The organism is Caballeronia sp. GACF4, assembly GCF_023631025.1.
Taxonomy (GTDB): domain Bacteria; phylum Pseudomonadota; class Gammaproteobacteria; order Burkholderiales; family Burkholderiaceae; genus Caballeronia.
In genome coordinates, this window is the sequence record NZ_JALQDW010000006.1 from 1 (window position 1) to 20,816 (window position 20,816).

Consider the following 20,816-nt stretch of genomic DNA (forward strand, 5'->3'; position numbering starts at 1 on the left):
GGCAGCGGCCCTCGGGCCGCTGCCTGAGAAGCGACGGTGCGTTTCTTCTTCATCGGCATATCCATGACTTTTACCTCTCATAATATGCCTCGCCCACAGAATTACGGATAGGTCCCTCGCAACAGCCCCCATCGGCGAACTCACACTTACGACCCGTTGCGGTCTTTCGAGTCGCGCTCTCCGCGGCGTCCCTTTCTAAGCCTTGAGCAGTCGTTGATTCAATTTTCCAAGGCACCTGCACCGTCGGGGTGAACAGGGTTGCACCTAGACACAGTGTCTAAGCAGCGGCCCTAGCTCGGATCAAATCCAGCACTGTGACCAACTGATCGACCTGATCGGCGAGAAAAATTGCCTCGGGCCCGGCAGGACACATATCCACGAAAGGAGTTTCATATAGACGAGATGCATCCATAACGCCGTTCTGCATCAGTTCCTCGACGATGAGGTTGATGAACTCGATCTGATCCGGGGTCGCGGTCGTTCCGCTGATGAACTCGCTGAACGCCTGCATCGCGGCTTCGCGTTCCAGACCCACCAGCGACCGGATGAAGATGCCCAAGCCCTCGCTCTGTTCGGTCGCGGACTTGATGAGTTCCGGCGAACCCCCTGCTTCGACCAGCATCTTCTCGAACTCTTCGAGGTCGGCTGCTGTCAGCGGCTGGTTACGACGAAGTCGCTGCAAAGCCAGATGATTCTCGTGCGCCCGCAGAAACGCTCTGGCCTTTTCTTTGAACTTGGCCATATTGAGGCCCGCCGTAACCTGTGGCAGCGTGACTTCGGTCATGTCGCCGAGTTCGTCCTCGAAGTCCGTATAAACGATCTTTTTCTTAACCTTCGGAATAAGCTTGATGAGGGCGCGCAGCCGACGACGCGCGGTTTCCAGCATCGGTACGGTGACATCTTCCCACCATTCGTCACTTGCGACTGCGCTGATAAGAGCGATCTGCGCCTTGATCGCGGGAATGGCGATCTGTTCCTCGAGTTCACTGGCGATTCCCTGAATCTTCTCGCGAAGTCCGGCAAACCCCGTTCCAGCCTGCAGAATGGTGAGCTGCGCGCGCAAAACCAGCATATCGAAGCGCTTGGCCTCCTCGTCACTGTCGATGAGCGTGCTCGGCAAGTCAGCCACACGCTCGGACAATTCGTGGAAATCTTCCTGCGAGAGCGACTTCCAGGCATCAGCCTGACCGAATTTGTCGACGAACTGGCGCTGCGGCCGAACCACGAAGTTATCGACGTTCATCGCCGCAACCTGCGAATGCAGCAGCGCTGCCGTCTCTGTGCGCAACTGTCCTTCGGAGAGATGGCCGCCATAAGGTGGCTGCTCAGGCTCGTTCATTTCGCCTTGCGCGCGTTCGTCGAGCGCGCCGATCATTTCCAGCCGCGCCTTGAAAAGGCGCGTCCCGAGCGGTTCGGTAGTCGAGCCTTCGGCGAAGTCCTGACTCGCACCGAAGAATTCCAGGTTCTGGCAGAAATCGAAGATAAAGAATTCTTTCTTGTCCTGACCTGGACCGAACAGATCGGGACGGAGGCGCGTGCCGCGTCCGACCATTTGCCAAAATTTCGTCTTCGAGCGCACCGCCTTGAAGAAGACAAGATTGACGATCTCCGGCACGTCGATGCCGGTATCGAGCATATCGACCGAAACCGCGATATGCGGCATCCTCTCCGGCTTCGAGAAGTCGTCGATGATCGTCTGCACGTACGTGGTCTTGTACGTCACCATCCGCGCAAAGTGTCCTTTGTACTGCGGATAGTTGACGTCGAAGCGCCTTGCGATGAACTCGGCGTGATCGTTGTTCTTCGCGAAGATGATGGTCTTGCCGAGCAGATCGCCGCCTGCAACTTTCTGCCCTTTCGTCATGAGCACTTCGAGCGCCTTGTCGACTGTATCGGTGTTGAAGAGCCACTTGTTCATGGCTTCCGTATCGACTTCGGTCGGCATCGTGCCGTCTTCGTTCCATTCGACGGCATCCCATTCCTCTTTCTCCTCTTCGGAAAGATCGTCGTAACGAATGCCTTCGCGCTGGAACTTGAGCGGGACAGAAATCGGCACGGGCGGCACAAGATGCGAATTAGCGACCGCTTCGTCGAGACCGTAAGCGTCAGTGGGGACACCTTTTTCGAGGTCGAATAGGCTGTACGTGTCTTTATCGACTTCATCCTTGGGCGTAGCCGTCAGACCGACGAGCATCGAGTCGAAATAATCAAAGATCGCGCGATATTTCCGATACACGGAGCGATGCGCTTCGTCGATGACGACAAGATCGAAATGTCCGACGCCGAAGCGCCGCACGTCGTTGTGGGCTTCGTCGATGAGTCCCATCATCGTCGGATACGTCGACACGAACACACGGCCCTCGGTGTACTTGTCCGTCACCAGATTCACTGGCGACGAATCGGGCAGATGGGTCTTGAACGCGCCGACGGCTTGATTGACGAGCGCCACACGATCCGCGAGGAACAAAATGCGCTTGGCCCAGTTGCAACGCATCAGCACATCGGCGAGCGCGATGACCGTGCGCGTTTTGCCCGTGCCAGTCGCCATCACGAGCAAGGCCTTGCGCTGGTTGTCGATTTCGAACGTTTCTCCGACACGACGAATGGCGCGCGTCTGGTAGAAGCGCTCGACGATCTTCGCATTGATGACCGCTTCCGCCAGCTTTCTGCGGCTCGTGCGTCGCTGGATGACGAGTTCGAGTTCCGACCTCTTGTAGAAGCCTTGCAGTGCGCGACGCGGATAGGACTGGTCATCCCAGATCCAGTTTTGGTAGCCGTTCGATAAGAAAATGACCGGGCGCTGTCCATATTGCTTTTCGAGGCAGTCAGCGTAGAGCTTGGCCTGTTGCTCGCCTTCTAGTGGGCTCTTGGTCGTGCGCTTGGCCTCGATCAACGCCAGCGGCTTGCCGTCGTCGGCCCAGAGCACGTAGTCGACATAGCCGATGCCTTCGTTGTTCGGCATGCCGGTGACTTTGACTTCGTGGTCCTTCGCCGGGTTGAGCGTCCAGCCCGCTTCCCTGAGCATCAAGTCGATGAAAGCGCGACGCGTATCGGCTTCCGAATAGTCGTGGGTGTCCGGCTGTGCGCTGTTGGCCTTTTTCGCGGCCGCAACTTCCTCGCGCAGTTTCTGGAGCTCTTCGTCGAGCGCTGTTTTGTCGGCGAGCAGATCGGAAAGGCGTTTGTCCTTTGCAGTCAGTTCGTCGTTGAGGCGCTGGATTTGTTCGAGCGTCTTCGCAGGCGGCGCGACGGTGACGGGCTTCGGAATCAGGTAAAGCGAGAACGTGAGGCCGGGATCGGGGCGAGTCGTGCGGCTGTAGGTGCGGGAGAGCCAATAGCAGAGGTGGAAGAGTTCGCGCGTGGCATTTTGCGCATCGGTGACCGCGATTTTCTTCACGCCGTGGACGGCGTGATTGCCCAGTTCCTTGATGAAGCGCGCTTTGGTGAAAAGCGCCTCGCCGACGTTTTGGCGGAACGTCGGTTCGTGGATCAGTGCGCTGAGGTTGTCCTGGTACGGAAGCTTGAACGCCTTGTCGTGCGTGTAGAGCCAAGCGACCGCGATTTCCAGCGTGCGTCGGGCGTAGAAGCAGGACACGCGCGGATCGGTGTTCGCGGACGCCTCCGCCCTGCTCGCCGCGTCGAAGAGCATGGACCATTCGGGGGAGAGGAAGGCGAAGTTGGTCATTTTTTTATCCGTTTTTATAGGCTGCCGGTGAAGGCGCGGTGTTGGAGGGAACGGAATAACAAGAAAAGGGCTGCCATTGATTGATTTTGTTTCCTCTTCTGCTCCGCGATGATTTCCGCAAGCCTGCTAAATTCGAGCTGCTTTTTAATAGGTGGAACCCGAATGGTAAGTTCTCTCTGCACTGTGATCGGAACCTGATTCCTGGTGGTTTGCGCCATATTCTGCTTCAACTGTTTCTGGAACAGCGCAGACGTCAACGAGAAGGATAAGAAGTGCGACGTCAGCACGGCTTGGTTTGGACGAAAAGCGGTGAGTGACGTACCGATAAGAGCTTTCCCAAACGTACCGTTATATAAAGCGACCTTTCCGACGGAGGCGTTATGAGCCAAAAGCACATCACCGGCGTCAATCCACCCAATTTTAAGTCGGTCTGCCTTGTCTTGCCTGAGGCGTTCAATCAGTGATTCATCAATGGTTCCATCATCTCGTATCGATTTCGCTGACAAGAACGGGGTACCGGATACGCCGAAATCATCAACTCTCGGATAGTTACTTCCGTGATTACCGTCTTTATGCATGACAAGGGCGCCTTCGGCTAGCAATTCAGAGATTGACGCAAGCTTGCAATCTCCCTGAGAAAACATTTGCTCGTAGATGGCCTGTCCGAGGATATCCAAACGCTCAAAACTCTCGCGCCGCTTAGCGCGTAGCGCGTCGGCTTTATCGAGAATCGCGGCGATGCGGCGTTGTGCTGCGACCGATGGAATGCTGATAGAAATTCGGGCCACTGTCGCTTTTGAAAGCTCCTTGAATGTTGCTCCATTTCCGAGACTTTCCAAGAACTCGCGGTTCGCTCTTAACCAGTGAAACAAGAACTTCGAATCAATCACGTCGTTCCGCGGAACGAAGCTTTTGAATCCTTGATTCGTAGCCATTGGAACACTATTGATAGCGACGTGTCCGATGGGAGCCCTGGAGCTGAATAAGACCGAATTCGCAGGTAGAACTGTGGCCGCGCAGCTTGTCAGTCCTTCAACGGTAAGCTTCCTTGGTGTGTTTGAGATAAAGTGACTGTCGAGACCACTTAAATCCTTTGGCGTGGCCCAGCATATGTCGCCGTCCCAATACGCAGTCACCGTGGTGTTAGGCGTTGCACCAGACACAATTTCACAGCACTCGGATAGAAGAACGCTCTTCCACTTATTCACTTTAACATCCCCTCAAGCTCCTTCATCCCTGCCTGAATCTCCGCTTCCAGCGCATTCAGCTTCGCAAGAATCTCCAGCGGCGGCAAATGCTCGACCGCCTCATGCACTACTTCCTTATATCGATTGATCGACAGGTCATAACCCTGCGCCGCGATATCCGCTTTCGGCACGCAGAAGCTTTGCTCCGTACGCGCCCGCTCACGCTCCGTGCCATCGCGCAGGTTCCACCGCGCGAGCACATCCGGCAAGTTGTTCTTCTCGTGCTCCGCTTCCGTCAAGGCAGTCGCAGGCGCGACACCAAGCTTGTTCTCGCTCAACAAAGGCTGACGCTTGTCATCGAGACTGCGCCCATCGGCCTCCATGTCATAGAACCACACGTGATCCGTGCCACCCGAATTCGTCTTCGTGAAAAGCAGAATCGCCGTGGACACACCCGCATAAGGCTTGAACACGCCCGAGGGCAATGAAACGATCGCATCGAGCTTCTGATCTTCGACGATCATCCGCCGCAATTCCTTGTGTGCCTTGCTCGACCCGAACAGCACACCGTCCGGCACAATGACCGCCGCACGTCCGCCCGGCTTCAATAGTCGCAGGAACAGCGCGAGAAACAGCAGTTCCGTCTTCTTCGTCTTGACGATGCTCAACAGGTCCTTGGCGGTATTCTCATAATCCAGTGAACCCGCAAACGGCGGATTGGCAAGAATCAGCGAGTACTTCTCATCGTCCTCCGCGTGCCCTTGCGCGAGCGAATCCTTGTAACGCACGTCCGGATTGTCGACACCATGCAGCGCCATGTTCATGCTGCCGATTCGCAGCATCGTGTTATCGAAGTCGTAGCCGTGGAACATGCCGTGGTGGAAGTGTTCGCGCTCAGCGGCATCGCGGAACAGTGCAGGATGCTTCTCACGCAGATATTCGCCCGCTGCCACCAGAAACCCACATGTGCCGCTGGCCGGATCGCAGATCACGTCCGCCGGCGCCGGTGCCGTGAGTTCGACCATCAACTGGATGATGTGCCTCGGCGTGCGGAACTGTCCGTTCTGCCCGGCGCTTGCGATTTTGCCGAGCATGTATTCGTAGAGATCGCCCTTCGTATCGCGGTCTTCCATCGGCACGTGGTCGAGCATATCCACGACCTTGGCCAGCAAACCCGGCGTCGGAATGGTGAACCGCGCGTCGCGCATGTGATGCGCGTAGGTCGAGCCGTCCGCATTCATCGTGCGCAGGAACGGGAACACGTGCTTGTCGATCAGCGTGAACATGTCCGGCGCGGCAAAGTGCTTGAAGCGCGACCAGCGCATGTCTTCGTAGGGCTGTCCACCGGAGTCAGCGCCCTCGGGGAAGATGCGCCGCGCCATCGGCTTCTTCGTGACGGTGGCTTTTCGCTCTTCCAGCGTATGGATATCATCCAGACGACGCAGGAACAGCAAGTAGGTAATTTGCTCCATGACTTCGAGCGGATTTGAAATTCCGCCCGACCAAAAGGCATTCCAGATGGAGTCGACTTGATTGCGTAGTGCGCCAGTGAGCATCGATATTTGCTTTTACGAGTTAAATGGCATCGGAAGGGGAAACGCCAGTGGCCGGATTTCGCTGAATTTTACTCGAAACGGTTGGCCGCTTCGCGGAAGAGGACGATCGGCCATTGACTTCGGCTCTCGGCCCTGACATCTATTGATTCAACCGTCGAATGAGGCATGTCAGTGCTTCCTAACGCGTCGGTAGCGACAGCGCACTTATGTAAGGAGCGGCCGCGCCAATGGGCTCACGGCGTCTACGACGAACGACTCCTTTCGATTCGCACGAGACAATCAAGAGGTTAAGAATTACGCTCGAGGAAGGGCCGCTCTTGGCCGTAGCTTCTCGTTTGAGCCGATCGATGAACTTCGGCGTATCGGTCGCGGGGTTGCCGATGTCAAACTCAGATCTAACTGGCGCTCTCGGCCATGAAGCATCATTCACGCTCATTGTCGGTCGGACGTTCATATGTCGGCTGTATCCCGCAACCAGCCGCAGCATCAGACCTCGAGGCTTCGAGTACAAACACGCTGTTAGCGCATTGGCTACAATGGCCGGCGCGACGCCGCATGCGGCAAATCGCCAAAATAATTTATTCAACGGGAACGAAATGCCATGGTCAACCGTGGGGTCGCTCGTGTTCGTTTGGTGGAACACAAGTTTGTCGCCCCCAATCGCGAAGCCACCCGCTAGCAAGCAAAACGTGGGATTTGTAGTCGAGCAGTTGCGGGACATCCGCCAAGAGATCGGCTTCGACATCTTGGCGTTAGGTGAAGTTCGTAGCTCTGACCTGCGGGCGATCATTGACGGCCTTGGCGACCTGAATCTTCGCGTTCATGATGCAACCGATCGTTCCGGACGCCTGATATACGACACTGCAGTCATTTACGATTCCAGCAAACTCTCAGTCGAATCCACTCATTCGTTGACGGACAGGTTCGGCAATAAAGCACTGAAGACGGGGGAGGTCGTTGAGCTCCGAGTCACAAAGACGGGCGATCAGATTGTTGTCGTTGTATCGCACTGGCCCGGCCGGCGCAATGTATGGGATTGCGCGCCAGCCAGACCGGAGCTTGGGTCTTCGCTCCGACGATTTGTGGAACGAATACATGAAGAAGCGCCCCATGCTTATATCATCCTAGCCGGCGACTACAACGATGATCTGTTTTCGCCATCGTTGGCAAATCATATGCTTGCAACGCGCGACCGCTCCCTAGTCCGCCGGAACAGTCGGTTCCTATATAACCCGTTTTGGCGGAAGCTCGGAGAGTCCCACGATCATGATCGTTCGAATGGGGTAGAGGGTATTTGTGGAACACATTTCTATTACGGTGGCGATCATTCGCAATGGTTCACATTCGACCAAAACATCTTTTCTTCGGCGTTTCTGCAAGATTCCTCTTTGCGCTTGAATGAGGAGTTATGCGGTATCGTCGCGCCCAGTGAACTACGCACTAAAGTGATGACCCGACGCGAAATTTTTGATCACTTCCCCGTGCTGGGGACCATCGAACTGAGGAGCGAATCGTGACAGATTTCGCCGATGCATTTAAGCGCGGCCAAGACGCCGCAGCGCAAGCTGCGGCCGCCCGTGCCGAGATCAACGACGTTTTCAAAGAGATCAACGAGCAACTAAGCGCTGCAACGGAAGGTAAGCTCGAAATTGAGAGGCAAAACTTCGAAAAGCCCAAAAAGAAAACTGTGGCCAATTTGCTCGGTGGGATTGGCATGGACTTTTTGGAAAGATTGGAGCCGGCAGAAACCGAGCCCTGGATCGCGGCGAGGAACCCACGAGCGACTAACGACAACTGGGTACGGCTCGCTAAGTGGTATCGACCGCAAGAAGGTTACCCCTGCCGGTTGACTTATGACAAAACAGATGCCAACTGCCACGATCGGACCGCTCTTGCTGAAGCGCTGGCGGAAATGTTGGCAAACGCGTCGATCGGTGAGCAGATACGGCGCCTTCTGAATAATCCGTTAAAGGAATCTCAATAGTGTTGTCCTATGGACGTTCGTGTTAGCTCTGTCTACCGCCTAGATCGACATGAACGGCTTCAATAGCTGTGGATTTTTGAAGTGGGCCTTGTCGACCGAGACGGGTCGATGACGGTCCGACGCTAAATAGATCTCACGTAAGTGCTCTATGCGGTCATCTTCGGCCATTAATCCCGTTCGACCATGACCCTGATGCGGTCGTATGGCGTAATCACCCCAGCGCTCGCGACGCGCGACCGGCCGCTACGCTTCGCAATGAATCGTTGACCTTTCGGCGCGCCGTCGGTCAGCAATGGGTCGCGAAAACTCATTCGCAGTTCGCGGAAGCCGACATTCAAGTGCGTCGCGTCGCCAAAGACGGCGAAGCGACCTGCAGCGGCCGGTCGGGGGCTAAACGCTGAACATTCGCAAATGCCGAAGAGACGCCCCGGCACAGCGTCTTCCAAACAACCCCTTCTAAGTCGAAGAAATCGCTCCAACTCTCGCAACTTTCCACTGAGCGACTGTTAGCGGCATCAAGAACCGCAATTCCGCTTTAGGCTCCGCGTGTACGTCTGGCACGAATCAGATTCTTATTGCCCTAAGTTTAGAGACGCATTCCTAACGAAGCCCGAATTGTTTCCAATCCCGTCTGCAGTTGGATCGGACTAGCCGCAGATGCAACCAATCTCGCGCCCAACTTCCCAATCACCAATCAAGACTCAGAAAACCTCACCGCCCCATCCAACCCAGCAACCTAGAGTAGACTGCAACCTCAACATCAAAACCCCGCACCTCGGTCCTCACTGTTGGGAGCACTTCAAATGAAAGTTCTCGTAGTGGACGATTACACCGATACCACCGACATGCTCGCCGAAATCGCGGGGTCCATGGGTCATGCGGTCACTCGCGCCTACACCGGCACCGAGGCGCTGAAAGCGGCCGCAGGCGAAGGCGCGTTCGAACTCATTCTTCTCGATATCGGGCTTCCCGATATCAATGGCCACGCTCTGTGCATGCGACTCCGCGCATCCGAGAAATATGCCTCCCGGCGCATCTTCTCGCTGACCGCACACGACGACATTCACGAACATTTCGATATGTCGTGCTTCGATGGCCACTTGTCCAAACCGCTATCCGTCGCCGCCATCGAATCGTTGCTATCGGGAAAAAAAGCCGAAGAGCCGGTTCGCTAATCGAAACTCCGTCGCTTGCACCATCGTGCGCTTCGACGTATCGAAACCACGGTGCAGACGATCAAATCAGGGAGGCCGCAGTGCCAGACATCAATGGATTCGCTGACGACCGTTCCGATCACAAACTCGAATCGTTACGCCCACTCGCCGATTATCTGGAACGCGCGCTCGACAAGGCGACAAGCGTCGTCCTTATTCGGCATACCGCCGACGTTTGCACGGTCTATCTCGGCGACCCATCCGGGCCCAAGGAAGAGCTGAAACAAGTAGGCTCGATTCCAAAATCGCTCGCCGATGAAATGCTGGAACTGACCTCGTCAGGTGCAAATCGAATCGAGATCGACGAGCAGTCGTATCGCTTCGTGCGCAGCTTCACGCAGATCGACGACACAGCCGCCATCGTCTTCAAGGCTGACTAATCGCCGCTGCCACTTCAACTGCATCAAGCAACGGAGGCGTCAGTTGAGCAACGCTTTGGATGCAATCCTGGCGCAGACGTGGAGCCATCTGATTTCAGGCGCCAATCCCGGCCGCGAGCGTTCCGCCTACACGTTGATGCAGTTCGCGACCATCGGGCTCGATGGCGCGCCGAAGCTGCGCACGGTCGTAATGCGGCGTGCCATCCAGGACCGCACGCTTGTGAGCTTTCACACGGACGCGAGATCGGAAAAGGTCGCTGAGATCGAACAGGAGCCGAACGTCTCCGCGCTTGTCGGCGACTGGCGTGCCGGCATCCAGATTCGACTCGAAGGGCGCGCGCAACAAGTCATCGACGATGACGAAAGACTCGCCGTGTGGAATGCGAGCCGCCCCGGATCGCTCGCGCTTTATCGTGCGCCGTTGCCTCCGGGAACACTAGTGGACAGTCCGCCCGATGCGCGCCCGAAGCCCGACGACACAACAGCGCACACTCAGACGGATGGCTTCGAACACTTCTGCCTCATCGACGTCATCGTCAGTAAGATCGATTTCCTCGACGTCTCGGGCGAAATGCACCGGCGCGCAAACTTCTGGCTCGAACGCAACGAGTGGCACGGTCATTGGATCGCGCCATGAATGCTGCCAACCTCGACTTCATGCGTGTGAAACGAGCGGCAAGCGAATAATGAAGACGCAACCGTGGCCAGGAATGTCCTTCACTTCCACGGTTCCCCTCAAAGTTTCTACGTTGCGCCTCACAATAGTCAGTCCTAAGCCCAGTCCACTGCGATCTGCGTTGAATTGCACGAAAGGATCGAACATCGACTCGCCGTTCTTACAAGGAAGTCCTCCGCACTGATCGTGGATTTCAATAAAGACGTCGTGATTCACGTAGATTCTCAACGCGACCGCGCTTTTCTCCTTGGTGAACTTGAACGCATTCTGTAAGAGGTTGATTATCGCCTCATACAACAGGTCGCGATCTCCACGAACCTTGATGAGCGCGTCGACCGGAGTAACGGAAAAGCTTTTTCCACGGGCTGTCGCGTCCACTCGCGCCGCTCCCTCGATTTCGAGGATTAATGGAGCAAGACTGAAGATAACGTCGTCATAACGTACGGTCGCCGGGTCTGCGGAGTCGCGAAGCATTCGATCAGTCAGCTTGCCGAGTCGCAAAAGACTACGCTCAGCAAGTAGTCCGGTGGCTCCTTTCGCGCTGAGATTTCCTCTTTGTAAAGCGGTGAATGCAAGCAGCGTAGTGTGGATCAGATTGCGCATCTCGTGCGCGAGCATTCTGTTCTCATCGGTCTGCGTCTGAGCGCCGCTATTCGTGCGCGCGTTGTCTCGCGCGGCTGAATAAGCCATCACGGCATTGGCAACCGCCGTATCGATGCACAGATTGAGTATTCGAAACTCCTGTACCGTGAAAGGCGCATCCCGTTCTACGGCCAGTTCGGTAATCGCCTGGCATAGATCGCCGTAACCTACTACGATGTCTTCGATCTTGAGTCCCGTTCCGAATAGCACCCTGCCTGCCTCGCGTGCGGTTCTGCCTATCGGGGTATCGTTCGATCTACCCCGTTCGGGAAGCCCCGTTGTCGAATTCTGAGTTTCGGCGGTGCGGTGCTGGCGCAGAAGTTCGGTAATTTGCGTAAGCAGTTCCGGAAGGACGATCTTTATATCCGCCATCGCCGGAGATTCAGCGTTCCGCTTGAAAGTCATGATGCGGCAACGTTCAAGCAAGATGCTTCGATTATTCTTGAGAAACTCGTGCATCATGGCCCTGCTCCTGATGAAGTCCAAAGCCAGGAAGCGTCCTTCAGGGAGACGATCTCGCCTGCATCGACAAGGATCGATCAGACCTTGATCGCCCGCTTTGAAACTTCGTTGGTCAAACTAATGTCGCGTTGTCGTTCGAACCGTATCGTCGTTCTCTTGTCGTGGGCGACGGTTTCACCGCTGGACTAGCGCAATCGCTATTCCCGTGCCGTGCTCCCGTGCCCATAAATAACAGTTTGGCGACCTCCCGCAGGCAACGACTGATAATCGGCGATTTCGGCTGACGCACGACGAGAAGCGAGCGAATAACGCCCGCTCGCGTTCACACCAACTCGGCTCCCTGCGCCGTTTACCGACCGGCATGACGCCGCTCGGAACGCCGATTGCTCTTTCGTCGGTCCGTATGTGGTTCCAAAAGGAGAAGCTAAATGGCAGGCGACAGTTCGTACAAGCCCGGTGAAATCGTCAAAGTATCGGGCATTTACTCAGTGGTCTATGAGGACGGGAAAGATACCTTTGAAGTCACCTGCGTCGAAGGCGAACATTTTCCGCCCACGCGAAACGGAAAAGGCGCGCACTTCGAGTTGAAATACGGAGCGACGCATTCGCACAAGCATGAAGCGTTGAAGGAAACTCAAGCGCAAGCCTGAGCGCGTATAAGGTATTGGTCGCGGTACGTCCTACAGACTCGGGACGCACCGCGAACACTGCATCGGCGGATTAAAGCGCTCGTGCCTTGTTTTCGCGCGGCATAAGGAAAGCCAGCACGGCCGCAACAATAAATAGCGCAGGCACATCGCCGAGCAAATGACCGACATGGCGCGTGCCGTCCATCTCGGCGCCGAACGACTGCACAGCCATGATTGCGCCGTGCACGACGCTCGACCATACCGTGAACCAGATCAGGCTCAGATGCTTCGTCGGGTTGCGCGATGCCATCAGTAGAAATACGCCGAGCGTCGCGTAGATGCCGACGATCATCAGCGGGTAGTCCGAATGGCCGCTTTGCCAACTCCATCCGGAAGGCCACAGGATCATGAGCGGCCATAACGCGAAGATGGCGATTAAACCCACGGCAATCAGCGCGATGCGCAAGGCGGCGAGTCGTCGGGCGTCGTTCATCGTGCGCTCCCAAAGAAGGCGTGCTTGCCGCACACGATACTCCCGCGCACCGCTCCCTATTCGGCGGCTCCTTCGCATCGGCAACGTAGTCGAGCGTCTGCGCGCCTGACGGACAATTACTCGTAGCGCTCCGTCACAGAACGCCGTCCCCGGAACGATAAGATCATCACAAAACCGGTCGATATTGTTGCGATTCTCCCGTTCAGAACACGAAAACTAGGGCTATCTGTTATTGACGCACCATTTACATGATGCGAAGATCACAACACAACACGCGGCCCGACTGCGAAAACATAAGAATTCGTCTATTCGACGAAGGAGACATCAGGATGAGTCAGCCGGTCGCGGCCGCTTCATCGCCGCCAGTTCCGTTGATCCGTGTAACCGGCGTCACCAAAAGGTTCGGTGGCGTGCAGGCGCTGCGCGGCGTCGATCTCGAAGTTCTGCCGGGCGAGGTGCACGCGCTGCTCGGCGAAAACGGCGCGGGCAAGTCCACGCTCATCAAGATATTGAGCGGCGTCCACGCCTACGACGAAGGATCGATCGAAATCGCGGGCAGCCGGGTCGCATTCGAATCGCCCGCAAAGTCGCGCGAGGCAGGCGTTGCCGTCGTGTATCAGGACTTGAGTCTGGTCGAATCGTTGTCCGTCGGCGCCAACCTCATGCTCGGGCGCGAACCGCGCACGCGTCTCGGCTTCGTCCGGCAACGTGAACTCATGGCGCAGGTCAGCACCTTTTTGCGCGAACACAATATTCCGCTCGATCCGCGCGTGCCCGTGGATTCCTTGCCGTTCGCCTATCGCCAGATGACGGAGATTTGCAAGGCGCTGATGGGCGACGTGCGCGTGCTGATTCTCGACGAACCCACGTCCGCGTTGACAGGCGGCGAAGAACGGATTCTCTTCGACGCTATTCGCACCGTGACGGCGCGCGGCGTCGGCGTGATCTACGTGACGCATCGGCTGAACGAGGTCTTTCGCATCTCGCAGCGCGTGACCGTGTTCCGCGATGGTGCAAACGCCGGAAGTTTCGCCACCGCCGAAACCGACATGAAGCAGCTCGTCGCGGCTATCGTCGGCCCGCGTCATGCGGCCATGCAGGCGCGACAGGAAACCTCGGCGGGTGCGGCGGCGCAAACCAAAGTCGCGATGGCCGATCGCGCTGCCGATGCGCCCGTGCTGAAGCTGTCGAAGGTAAGCAACGCGCATCTTTGCGCCGTCGACTTGTCCGTGAGCAAGGGCGAAGTGCATGGAATTGCCGGACTGATCGGCAGCGGCCGCACGGAAATTCTGCAAACCATCTTCGGTCTGCTGCCCGTGGAGTCGGGCAGCCTCGATCTCGACGGCGAACCGCTCGGCGCGCGCAATCCCTCCGATGCAATCCGGCGCGGCGTCGCGCTCGTGCCTGAAGACCGTCATGTGCAAGGGCTCGTGCTCGATCATTCGATCGAACGCAATCTGACCTTGCCGCGCCTGCCGCAGTTTTCGAGCGGCGGATGGCTGCGCGCGAAAGCCGCCGCGCAACAAGCACGCGTCGCGATGAAGCAGCTTTCCGTGAAAGCGCCCGATGCATCGACACACGTGAAGTTTCTCTCGGGCGGCAACCAGCAGAAGGTCGTATTCGCGAAGTGGAATCATCCGCGCCCGAAGTTGTTGTTGCTCGATGAACCCACGGTCGGCGTCGATGTCGGCGCGCGCGAGGAAATCTACGGCGTGGTACAGGACGCGGCGCGCGCAGGCACGGGCGTCGTGGTGGTGTCGTCGGATCTGGACGAACTGCTGCGGCTCTGCGACCGTATTTCCATCGTCGCCAATGGCGCGATTACACGTACTGTCGAGCGCGCCGAGATTCGTCACGCGGAAGAACTGCACCATCTCATACAACTGGCCCGCCCTACCGAAGAGCTTGCAACATGAACGAGTCTGTTTCGCCGATGCCCGCCGAACAACAAAGCGCTCAGCGTCATTCGCGCGCACGGCGCATTGCGCAGCTTCTGCTGCAGGGCGACCGCCCCTACATGCTGTACTTTGCGTTCGCGATTCTGCTGGTGGTGTTCAGCTTCGCGTCGCCGTGGTTTCTCTCCATCGACAACTTCCTCAACATCGGCCGCCAGACGGCGCTCGTGTCGATCATCGCTATCGGCATGACATTCGTGATCATCGCGCGGCAGATCGACTTGTCGGTGGGATCGTCGCTCGCGCTGTCCGGCATGGCCGCCGCGCTCGCGATGTCGCATATCGGCGATAGCTGGGTCATCGGCGCGATCGCGGGCATTGGCACGGGCGCGATCGTCGGCGCGATCAACGGTCTCGTCACGACGCGTTTGAACATTCCCTCGTTTCTCGTGACGCTCGGCAGCTTGAGCGCGGCGCGCGGACTTGCATTGATGGTCACGACGACGCGGCCCGAGATCATCACGAACGATCATTTCATTGCGATCTTCGGCGAAGGCGACATTGCAGGCGTGCCGGTGCCGATCATCTGGACCTTGCTTGCCGTGATCGGCGGCATTCTGCTTCTGCATTACAGCGTGTTCGGCCGGCAAATCTATGCAGCCGGCGGCAATCCCACGGCCGCGCTCTACTCGGGCATCAACATTCGCCGCGTGACGACGCTCGCATTCGTGCTGACGGGCGCGCTTGCCGGCCTCGCCGCGCTCGTCTTGTCCGCGCGTTCGCATGCGGCGCGCCCGGACGTCGTGCAGGGCATGGAACTCGACGTGATCGCATCCGTCACGCTCGGCGGGTGCAGTCTCTTCGGCGGACGCGGCTTCATTCTAGGCACGCTGCTTGGCAGTCTCATCATCGGCACGCTGAATAACGGGCTCGTGCTGCTCGGCGTGAGTTCGTCGCTGCAACTCGTCATCAAGGGCGTGATCATCGTCGCGGCAGTCGCGTTCACGCGCAAGTAGTTTTGGTTTCCCGCGCAGATCGACATTGCGTGAGAGACCACGAAAGGCAAGTCAAAAAAGCAGGAGACGAAGTACAACGCGACCAATGGAGGCAAGACATGAACTATCGTCGTGGATCAGGTGTAAAGCTGGCGAGTGTCGCGGCGGCGACTGCCATGGCTCTGTGCTGTGTGCAGGCATTCGCGCAATCGTGCGAGAAGCTGAATGTGGCGTCGATCGGGCCGACGGGCATCGTCGGCCAGGGACCGAATGGCGAGAAGGCGGCAGCCGTCGATGCCGTCAAGCTGACCGATGCCGAAGCCGCCAAGGTCAAGGCCGGCAAGTTCAAGGTCGGCATTTCGATGCAGACGATGAACCTCGACTGGTCGCAACTTCAAGTGCAAGGCATTACGGATACGCTCAAGAAGTACGGCGTGGAAGTGATCGGCACGGCATCGGCCGAGTATCAGGTCGACAAGCAGATCGCCGATATCGAGAACACGATACAGCGCCATCCGGACGGCATCATCTCCATTCCCGTGGATGGCACGGCAACGGCCGCGACCTACAAAAAGGTCTCGCAGGCGGGCATCAAGCTCGTGTTCATGGACAACGTGCCAACCGGCCTCAAGCATCCCGAGCAGTACGCGGCCATGGTCTCGGCCGATAGCGAAGGCAACGGCCAGATCGCGGCGAAGGTGCTTGCGTCGTGCGTGCCGAAAGGCGGCACGGTCGGTCTCGTGAACTTCGGCGTCGATTACTTCAGCACGACGGAGCGGACCAAAGCCGTCAACGACTGGCTGAAGAAGAATCGCGCGGACATCAAGATCAAGCAGGTCGCGTTCACCGATCCGTCAAAAGTCGGGCAGATTGCGGGCGACTTTCTCACGGCGAATCCGGACGTCAAGGGCGTGTTCGCCGTGTGGGATCAGCCCGCGCTGGACACGCTTACGTCGATGCGCGCGCAGGGCATCAACACGCCTGTGACGACGGTGGACCTGGGGCTCGAATCGGCAATCGAGATCGCCAAGGGCGGTCCGCTCAAGGCGACGGGCTCGCAACGTCCGTACGATCAGGGCGCAGCCGAAGCCATGGCGATGATGAAGGCGCTGATCGGCCAGACACCGCCCGCGTGGATTGGCGTGCAGTCGCTGCCGGTCGTGCAGTCGAATGTGCTCGAGTCTTACAAGACTGTGTTCAAGAAAGACCCGCCGCCGCAATTGGCCGATGCCTGCAAGAAGGCGGCGCCCGCTTGCGGTTGATCTTCTGACCGACAGCCAGCGCGGTACTGCGAGAGCGAAGCCTTTGCGGGCTTCGCTCTTTTTGCGTGAGGCTCGTCCGATGAAGCACCGCCGTATGCAAAGTACGCGTTTGCACGATCCCGCCTACAATCGAGCGACACCAAGATTCGCATCGATCCTCATCACAGGCACATCTCCATGCAAAAACGAGCACTTATCATCGGCGCGACGGGTATTGTCGGCGGCAATCTCGCGGAACATCTTCTAACGCTCGACGACTGGCACGTAACCGGTCTTTCGCGCGGCCGCTCGGCCCTGCGCGAAGGCGTCGAATCCGTGACCGCCGACCTGACTTCAGCGGAGTCGGTCAGCGAAGCACTCAACGGGCAGCACTTCAGCCACGTGTTTTTCACGGCATGGGCGCGGCAAGCCACCGAGAAAGAAAACATCCGCGTGAATGGCGCCATGGTGCGACATGTACTCGATGCGCTTGGACCCACCGGCAAGCTCGAACATGCCGCGCTCGTGACCGGCCTCAAGCACTATCTCGGCCCGTTCGAAGCATATGGTAAAGGCAAGGTGCCGCTCACGCCGTTTCGCGAGGAACAAGGGCGGCAGGACGTCGACAACTTCTATTACGAGCAGGAAGATAAGGTCTTTGAAGCCGCGAAGAAATATGGCTTCGGCTGGAGCGTGCATCGGCCGCATACGATCATCGGCTTTGCGCTCGGCAACGCCATGAACATGGGCGTCACGCTTGCCGTGTACGCGACGCTTTGCAAGGAAACCGGCGCACCGTTCGTGTTCCCCGGTTCACCCGCGCAATGGAACAGTCTCACGGACATGACCGATGCACGCCTTCTGGCGCGTCATCTCGAATGGGCATCGACTTCGCCCAATGCGCGTAACGAAGACTTCAACGTGGTCAATGGCGATGTCTTCCGCTGGAACTGGATGTGGTCGCAGCTCGCGGAATACTTCGACATCGAGGCCGCGCCGTTCGATGGCGAAACGCGTCCGCTCGAATCGCGCATGCAGGACGCGCCGCGTTTGTGGGCCGAGATCGCGGCGCGCTTCGGTCTTATTGAAGCGAACGTGGAGAAGCTGGCTTCGTGGTGGCATACCGACGCCGACCTTGGCCGGCCAATGGAAGTGCTCACCGATATGACCAAGAGCCGCAAAGCCGGATTTCTCGACTATCAAAGCACGCCTGATTCATTCTTTGAGTTGTTCGAGAAGCTGAAGGCGGCGAAGGTTATTCCTGGCTAAGGTTCGTACATGGGGCAGGCCATCGAGACTGATGGCCTGCCCTGTGATGTTGCCGCCGCTGGCGACGCCAGCGCTTCCCGCAAACGCGGCAATCGTGCATTCCATGCGTTCGCGAAGAATCACGCCGCAACTGCTCGACCGCTTACGAATGCGCGCTCGCCGCACCGCCTTCGGTCACACGCGATGCACTCACATCTTCGCGTCGAATCGCTCTTGCGAACACCGGAATGAGCGCCAGTCCAAGCACGGACGCCCCGAGAATCACCATGAAACCCGAATCGCTGCGGCCCGTGATGGTCTCGGTCATACCGAACAAATACGGCCCGACGAAACCGCCGATCAACCCGACGGTGTTGATGAAAGCAAGCCCCGCCGCCGCCTGAATGCCTTGCAGTCGCTTCATTGCGATAGCCCAGTACGAAGGCAACACGCCGCCCGCGAAGAACGCCGTGACCGCGAGCAACACCATGCGCGCCGCGGGAACAGATGTCGCGACGAACACGCATCCGGCCGCGACGAGTCCCGCCGTCAGAATGCCGAGATACACGCAGTCGTTGCCGTAGCGCCGATGAATGCGCGGCAAGATCAACACGCCCAGCAGAAAGCCGATACCCACGCTGCTCGACAACAAGCCGACGATAAACGGCGTCTTCACATGCATCTGCTGAATCATTGCAGGCGTGAAGAAGTAAAGCCCGACGAACGCCACCTGATTCAAGAAATAGATGAGGCCGATGAGCACGGTCGTCGGCCGCTTGATCGCGGCGAGCCAGTCTTCCGAAGTGAGTTCGGAATGACCGTGCGTATCGATGACGGCGCGTGCTTCCAGCACTTGCGCTTCATCGGTCGAAAGCCAGCGGGCATCGCGCGGACGCTCCGGCAGCTTGAAGTAGAGCAGCACGCCCGCCAGCACGCTCGGGATGCCTTCGATCATGAACATCCATTGCCAGCCGTGCAGACCGCCCATGCCGCCCAGTTGCATCAACGCGCCGCCGAGCGGATTGCCAAGAACGAGTGCAAGCGCGGGCGCCGTGTAAATCCAGCCGACCGCGATAGGCCGGTCGGCGGGCGCGAACCACAACGTCACCATGTACATGAGCGCCGGAAAGAGCCCGGCCTCGGCGATGCCCAAGAGCACGCGCAGCGCATAGAACGACCATTCGCCTTGCACGAACATCATCGCGGTGGAAAGAATGCCCCAGCTCACCGCGATACGCGCGATCCATCGCCGTGGACCCACGCGATGCGCCGCGAGATTGCTCGGCACTTCCAGCAACGCATAGCCGATGAAGAAGATGCCGGAGCCGAGCCCATATGCCGCCGCGCTGATGCCGACATCGGCGGCAAGCTGCGCCTTTGCAAGCGCGACGTTCGTGCGATCGAGAAAGGACATGAAGTAGATCGCGCACATGAGCGGGATCAGCTTCAGCATCGCCTTCTTCGTCGCCACGCGATGCAGCGCATCGATACTGTCTTTGACCAAGCCGTGGTTCATGTTGTCTCCTGATAAGTCCGCTGCTGTTCTTTTATGTGGCAGCGTTGAGCATGGGATTCAGAGCGTGACTTCGTCGCGTCCCTTGAGACCGAGCATTCGCCGTGCATCGGCAGGCGTTGCGATCTCGAAAGAAAGCTCTTCCAGAATGCGGCGAATCTTTCTGACCTGCTGCGCGTTCGATTCGGCCTTCACGCCCTTTGCGATATACACGCTGTCCTCCAGACCCACGCGCACATTGCCGCCAAGAATGGCGCTCATGGTGACGAGCGGCATCTGATGACGTCCGGCGCCAAGCACCGAGAAGTGATAGTTGTCGCGTCCGAAGAGACGATCCGCGGTTGCGCGCATGACCGTCATATTCTCCGGGTCCGCGCCCATGCCGCCGAGAATGCCGAACACGGATTGAATGAAGAACGGCGGCTTGACGAGCCCCTGATCGACGAAATGCGCGAGATTGTAGAGATGCCCAAGGTCGTAGCATTCGAACTCGAAGCGCGTGCCCTTGTCGCCGAGTTGCTGGAGGATTCGCTTGATATCCCTGAAGGTATTGCGAAAGATCATGTCCTCCATGCCTTCGACGTAGTCCTTCTCCCAGTCGTAACGCCACGTCGACATCTTCGCGGCGAGTGGATGAATCGAGAAGTTCATCGAGCCCATGTTGAGCGAGCACATCTCCGGCGCGGCATGCAGCGGATAAGCAAGCCGTTCTTCGAGCGTCATGCGCGTGCTGCCGCCTGTCGTGATGTTGATGACAGCGTCGGTCGCCTCCGCGATGGCCGGCGCGAACTGCCTGAAGATGTCGAGGCTTGGCGTGGGCCGTCCGTCTACGGGATCGCGCGCATGCAGATGGATGATCGCGGCACCCGCCTCGGCTGCTTCGATTGCCTGATCGCGAATGTCCGCGGGCGTGAGCGGAAGATATTCCGACATCGACGGAACGTGGGTCGCGCCCGTGACGGCGCACGAAATGATGACCTTGCGGGCCGGATTGCTCATCTGACTATCCTTGTCTCCAT

At 58.0% G+C, this 20,816-nt stretch carries 17 protein-coding genes; 10 read left to right on the forward strand and 7 right to left on the reverse strand.

Going from position 1 to position 20,816, the window contains the following annotated elements; all coding sequences use genetic code 11:
• Positions 1–277: 277 nt before the first annotated feature.
• Genes NCR40_RS07880 through NCR40_RS07890 form a run of 3 tightly spaced genes read right to left on the reverse strand, consistent with a single transcriptional unit; the run spans position 278 to position 6,425 of the window.
• A complete protein-coding gene (locus tag NCR40_RS07880) occupies positions 278–3,682 on the reverse strand; it encodes a DEAD/DEAH box helicase family protein (RefSeq protein ID WP_250509146.1) in 3,405 nt (1,134 codons plus the stop codon).
• A gap of 14 nt (positions 3,683–3,696) precedes the next feature.
• Positions 3,697–4,890, reverse strand: a complete 1,194-nt coding sequence (locus NCR40_RS31450; protein ID WP_350029293.1) for a restriction endonuclease subunit S — start codon at positions 4,888–4,890, stop codon at positions 3,697–3,699.
• Positions 4,887–6,425 (reverse strand): type I restriction-modification system subunit M, encoded by a 1,539-nt coding sequence (locus NCR40_RS07890; protein ID WP_250509147.1) that lies wholly within the window; start codon positions 6,423–6,425, stop codon positions 4,887–4,889. The genes NCR40_RS31450 and NCR40_RS07890 overlap by 4 nt, the downstream gene beginning before the upstream one ends.
• Positions 6,426–6,772: 347 nt before the next feature.
• Between NCR40_RS07890 and NCR40_RS07895 the strand changes: the two genes are divergently transcribed.
• From NCR40_RS07895 to NCR40_RS07915, 5 genes are all read left to right on the forward strand, one after another.
• Positions 6,773–7,942 (forward strand): endonuclease/exonuclease/phosphatase family protein, encoded by a 1,170-nt coding sequence (locus NCR40_RS07895; RefSeq protein WP_250509148.1) that lies wholly within the window; start codon positions 6,773–6,775, stop codon positions 7,940–7,942.
• Complete coding sequence (locus NCR40_RS07900; protein ID WP_250509149.1) at positions 7,939–8,409, forward strand: hypothetical protein; 471 nt, start codon at positions 7,939–7,941, stop codon at positions 8,407–8,409. Before NCR40_RS07895 ends, NCR40_RS07900 begins: the two co-directional genes overlap by 4 nt.
• An 803-nt stretch (positions 8,410–9,212) precedes the next feature.
• Positions 9,213–9,584 (forward strand): response regulator, encoded by a 372-nt coding sequence (locus tag NCR40_RS07905; protein ID WP_244831710.1) that lies wholly within the window; start codon positions 9,213–9,215, stop codon positions 9,582–9,584.
• A gap of 80 nt (positions 9,585–9,664) precedes the next feature.
• Positions 9,665–10,003 carry a hypothetical protein gene (locus NCR40_RS07910; RefSeq protein WP_244831711.1) on the forward strand — a complete coding sequence of 113 codons (339 nt, stop codon included), beginning with the start codon at positions 9,665–9,667 and terminating at the stop codon, positions 10,001–10,003.
• A gap of 43 nt (positions 10,004–10,046) precedes the next feature.
• Positions 10,047–10,640, forward strand: a complete 594-nt coding sequence (locus NCR40_RS07915) for a pyridoxamine 5'-phosphate oxidase family protein (RefSeq protein WP_250509150.1) — start codon at positions 10,047–10,049, stop codon at positions 10,638–10,640.
• 18 nt (positions 10,641–10,658) lie between these two features.
• On the opposite strand, the gene NCR40_RS07920 is transcribed toward NCR40_RS07915, so the two are convergent.
• On the reverse strand, positions 10,659–11,783 hold the full coding sequence (locus tag NCR40_RS07920; protein WP_250509151.1) for a sensor histidine kinase: 1,125 nt from the start codon (positions 11,781–11,783) through the stop codon (positions 10,659–10,661).
• A 428-nt stretch (positions 11,784–12,211) separates the two neighbouring features.
• On the opposite strand from NCR40_RS07920, the gene NCR40_RS07925 reads away from it, so the two are divergent.
• A complete protein-coding gene (locus tag NCR40_RS07925) occupies positions 12,212–12,433 on the forward strand; it encodes a YjzC family protein (protein ID WP_244831714.1) in 222 nt (73 codons plus the stop codon).
• 70 nt (positions 12,434–12,503) lie between these two features.
• Here the strand turns inward: NCR40_RS07925 and NCR40_RS07930 are convergent, their stop codons facing one another.
• Positions 12,504–12,905 (reverse strand): DUF6632 domain-containing protein, encoded by a 402-nt coding sequence (locus tag NCR40_RS07930; protein WP_250509152.1) that lies wholly within the window; start codon positions 12,903–12,905, stop codon positions 12,504–12,506.
• A gap of 329 nt (positions 12,906–13,234) precedes the next feature.
• Between NCR40_RS07930 and NCR40_RS07935 the strand changes: the two genes are divergently transcribed.
• The 4 genes from NCR40_RS07935 (at position 13,235) to NCR40_RS07950 (ending at position 18,305) form a co-directional block, all read left to right on the forward strand.
• Positions 13,235–14,821, forward strand: coding sequence for a sugar ABC transporter ATP-binding protein (locus NCR40_RS07935; protein ID WP_250509153.1), 1,587 nt, complete (start codon positions 13,235–13,237; stop codon positions 14,819–14,821).
• The gene (locus NCR40_RS07940) at positions 14,818–15,816 is read left to right on the forward strand and encodes an ABC transporter permease (protein ID WP_244831717.1); all 999 of its coding nucleotides are present in this window, start codon (positions 14,818–14,820) and stop codon (positions 15,814–15,816) included. Before NCR40_RS07935 ends, NCR40_RS07940 begins: the two co-directional genes overlap by 4 nt.
• A gap of 98 nt (positions 15,817–15,914) precedes the next feature.
• A complete protein-coding gene (locus NCR40_RS07945) occupies positions 15,915–17,057 on the forward strand; it encodes a substrate-binding domain-containing protein (protein WP_250494969.1) in 1,143 nt (380 codons plus the stop codon).
• A gap of 177 nt (positions 17,058–17,234) precedes the next feature.
• Entirely contained in the window at positions 17,235–18,305 is a 1,071-nt protein-coding gene (locus NCR40_RS07950) for an SDR family oxidoreductase (protein WP_250509154.1), read from the forward strand.
• Between the two features lie 142 nt (positions 18,306–18,447).
• Here NCR40_RS07950 and NCR40_RS07955 read toward each other — a convergent pair whose 3' ends face one another.
• Together NCR40_RS07955 and kce are read right to left on the reverse strand one after the other, a co-directional pair.
• Positions 18,448–19,800, reverse strand: coding sequence for an MFS transporter (locus NCR40_RS07955; RefSeq protein WP_250494968.1), 1,353 nt, complete (start codon positions 19,798–19,800; stop codon positions 18,448–18,450).
• 57 nt (positions 19,801–19,857) lie between these two features.
• The gene (gene kce, locus NCR40_RS07960) at positions 19,858–20,796 is read right to left on the reverse strand and encodes a 3,5-dioxohexanoate:acetyl-CoA acetone transferase (RefSeq protein ID WP_250509155.1); all 939 of its coding nucleotides are present in this window, start codon (positions 20,794–20,796) and stop codon (positions 19,858–19,860) included.
• Between the last annotated feature and the right edge of the window lie 20 nt (positions 20,797–20,816).

Coding starts and splice junctions, on each gene's coding strand:
- NCR40_RS07950 (WP_250509154.1), top strand. CDS start 17,235: ATGCAAAAACGAGCACTTATCATCGGCGCGACGGGTATTGTCGGCGGC.
- NCR40_RS07920 (WP_250509151.1), bottom strand. CDS start 11,783: ATGATGCACGAGTTTCTCAAGAATAATCGAAGCATCTTGCTTGAACGT.
- NCR40_RS07880 (WP_250509146.1), bottom strand. CDS start 3,682: ATGACCAACTTCGCCTTCCTCTCCCCCGAATGGTCCATGCTCTTCGAC.
- NCR40_RS07930 (WP_250509152.1), bottom strand. CDS start 12,905: ATGAACGACGCCCGACGACTCGCCGCCTTGCGCATCGCGCTGATTGCC.
- NCR40_RS07945 (WP_250494969.1), top strand. CDS start 15,915: ATGAACTATCGTCGTGGATCAGGTGTAAAGCTGGCGAGTGTCGCGGCG.
- NCR40_RS07890 (WP_250509147.1), bottom strand. CDS start 6,425: ATGCTCACTGGCGCACTACGCAATCAAGTCGACTCCATCTGGAATGCC.
- NCR40_RS07895 (WP_250509148.1), top strand. CDS start 6,773: ATGAACTTCGGCGTATCGGTCGCGGGGTTGCCGATGTCAAACTCAGAT.
- NCR40_RS07940 (WP_244831717.1), top strand. CDS start 14,818: ATGAACGAGTCTGTTTCGCCGATGCCCGCCGAACAACAAAGCGCTCAG.
- NCR40_RS07905 (WP_244831710.1), top strand. CDS start 9,213: ATGAAAGTTCTCGTAGTGGACGATTACACCGATACCACCGACATGCTC.
- NCR40_RS07935 (WP_250509153.1), top strand. CDS start 13,235: ATGAGTCAGCCGGTCGCGGCCGCTTCATCGCCGCCAGTTCCGTTGATC.
- NCR40_RS07955 (WP_250494968.1), bottom strand. CDS start 19,800: ATGAACCACGGCTTGGTCAAAGACAGTATCGATGCGCTGCATCGCGTG.
- kce (WP_250509155.1), bottom strand. CDS start 20,796: ATGAGCAATCCGGCCCGCAAGGTCATCATTTCGTGCGCCGTCACGGGC.
- NCR40_RS07925 (WP_244831714.1), top strand. CDS start 12,212: ATGGCAGGCGACAGTTCGTACAAGCCCGGTGAAATCGTCAAAGTATCG.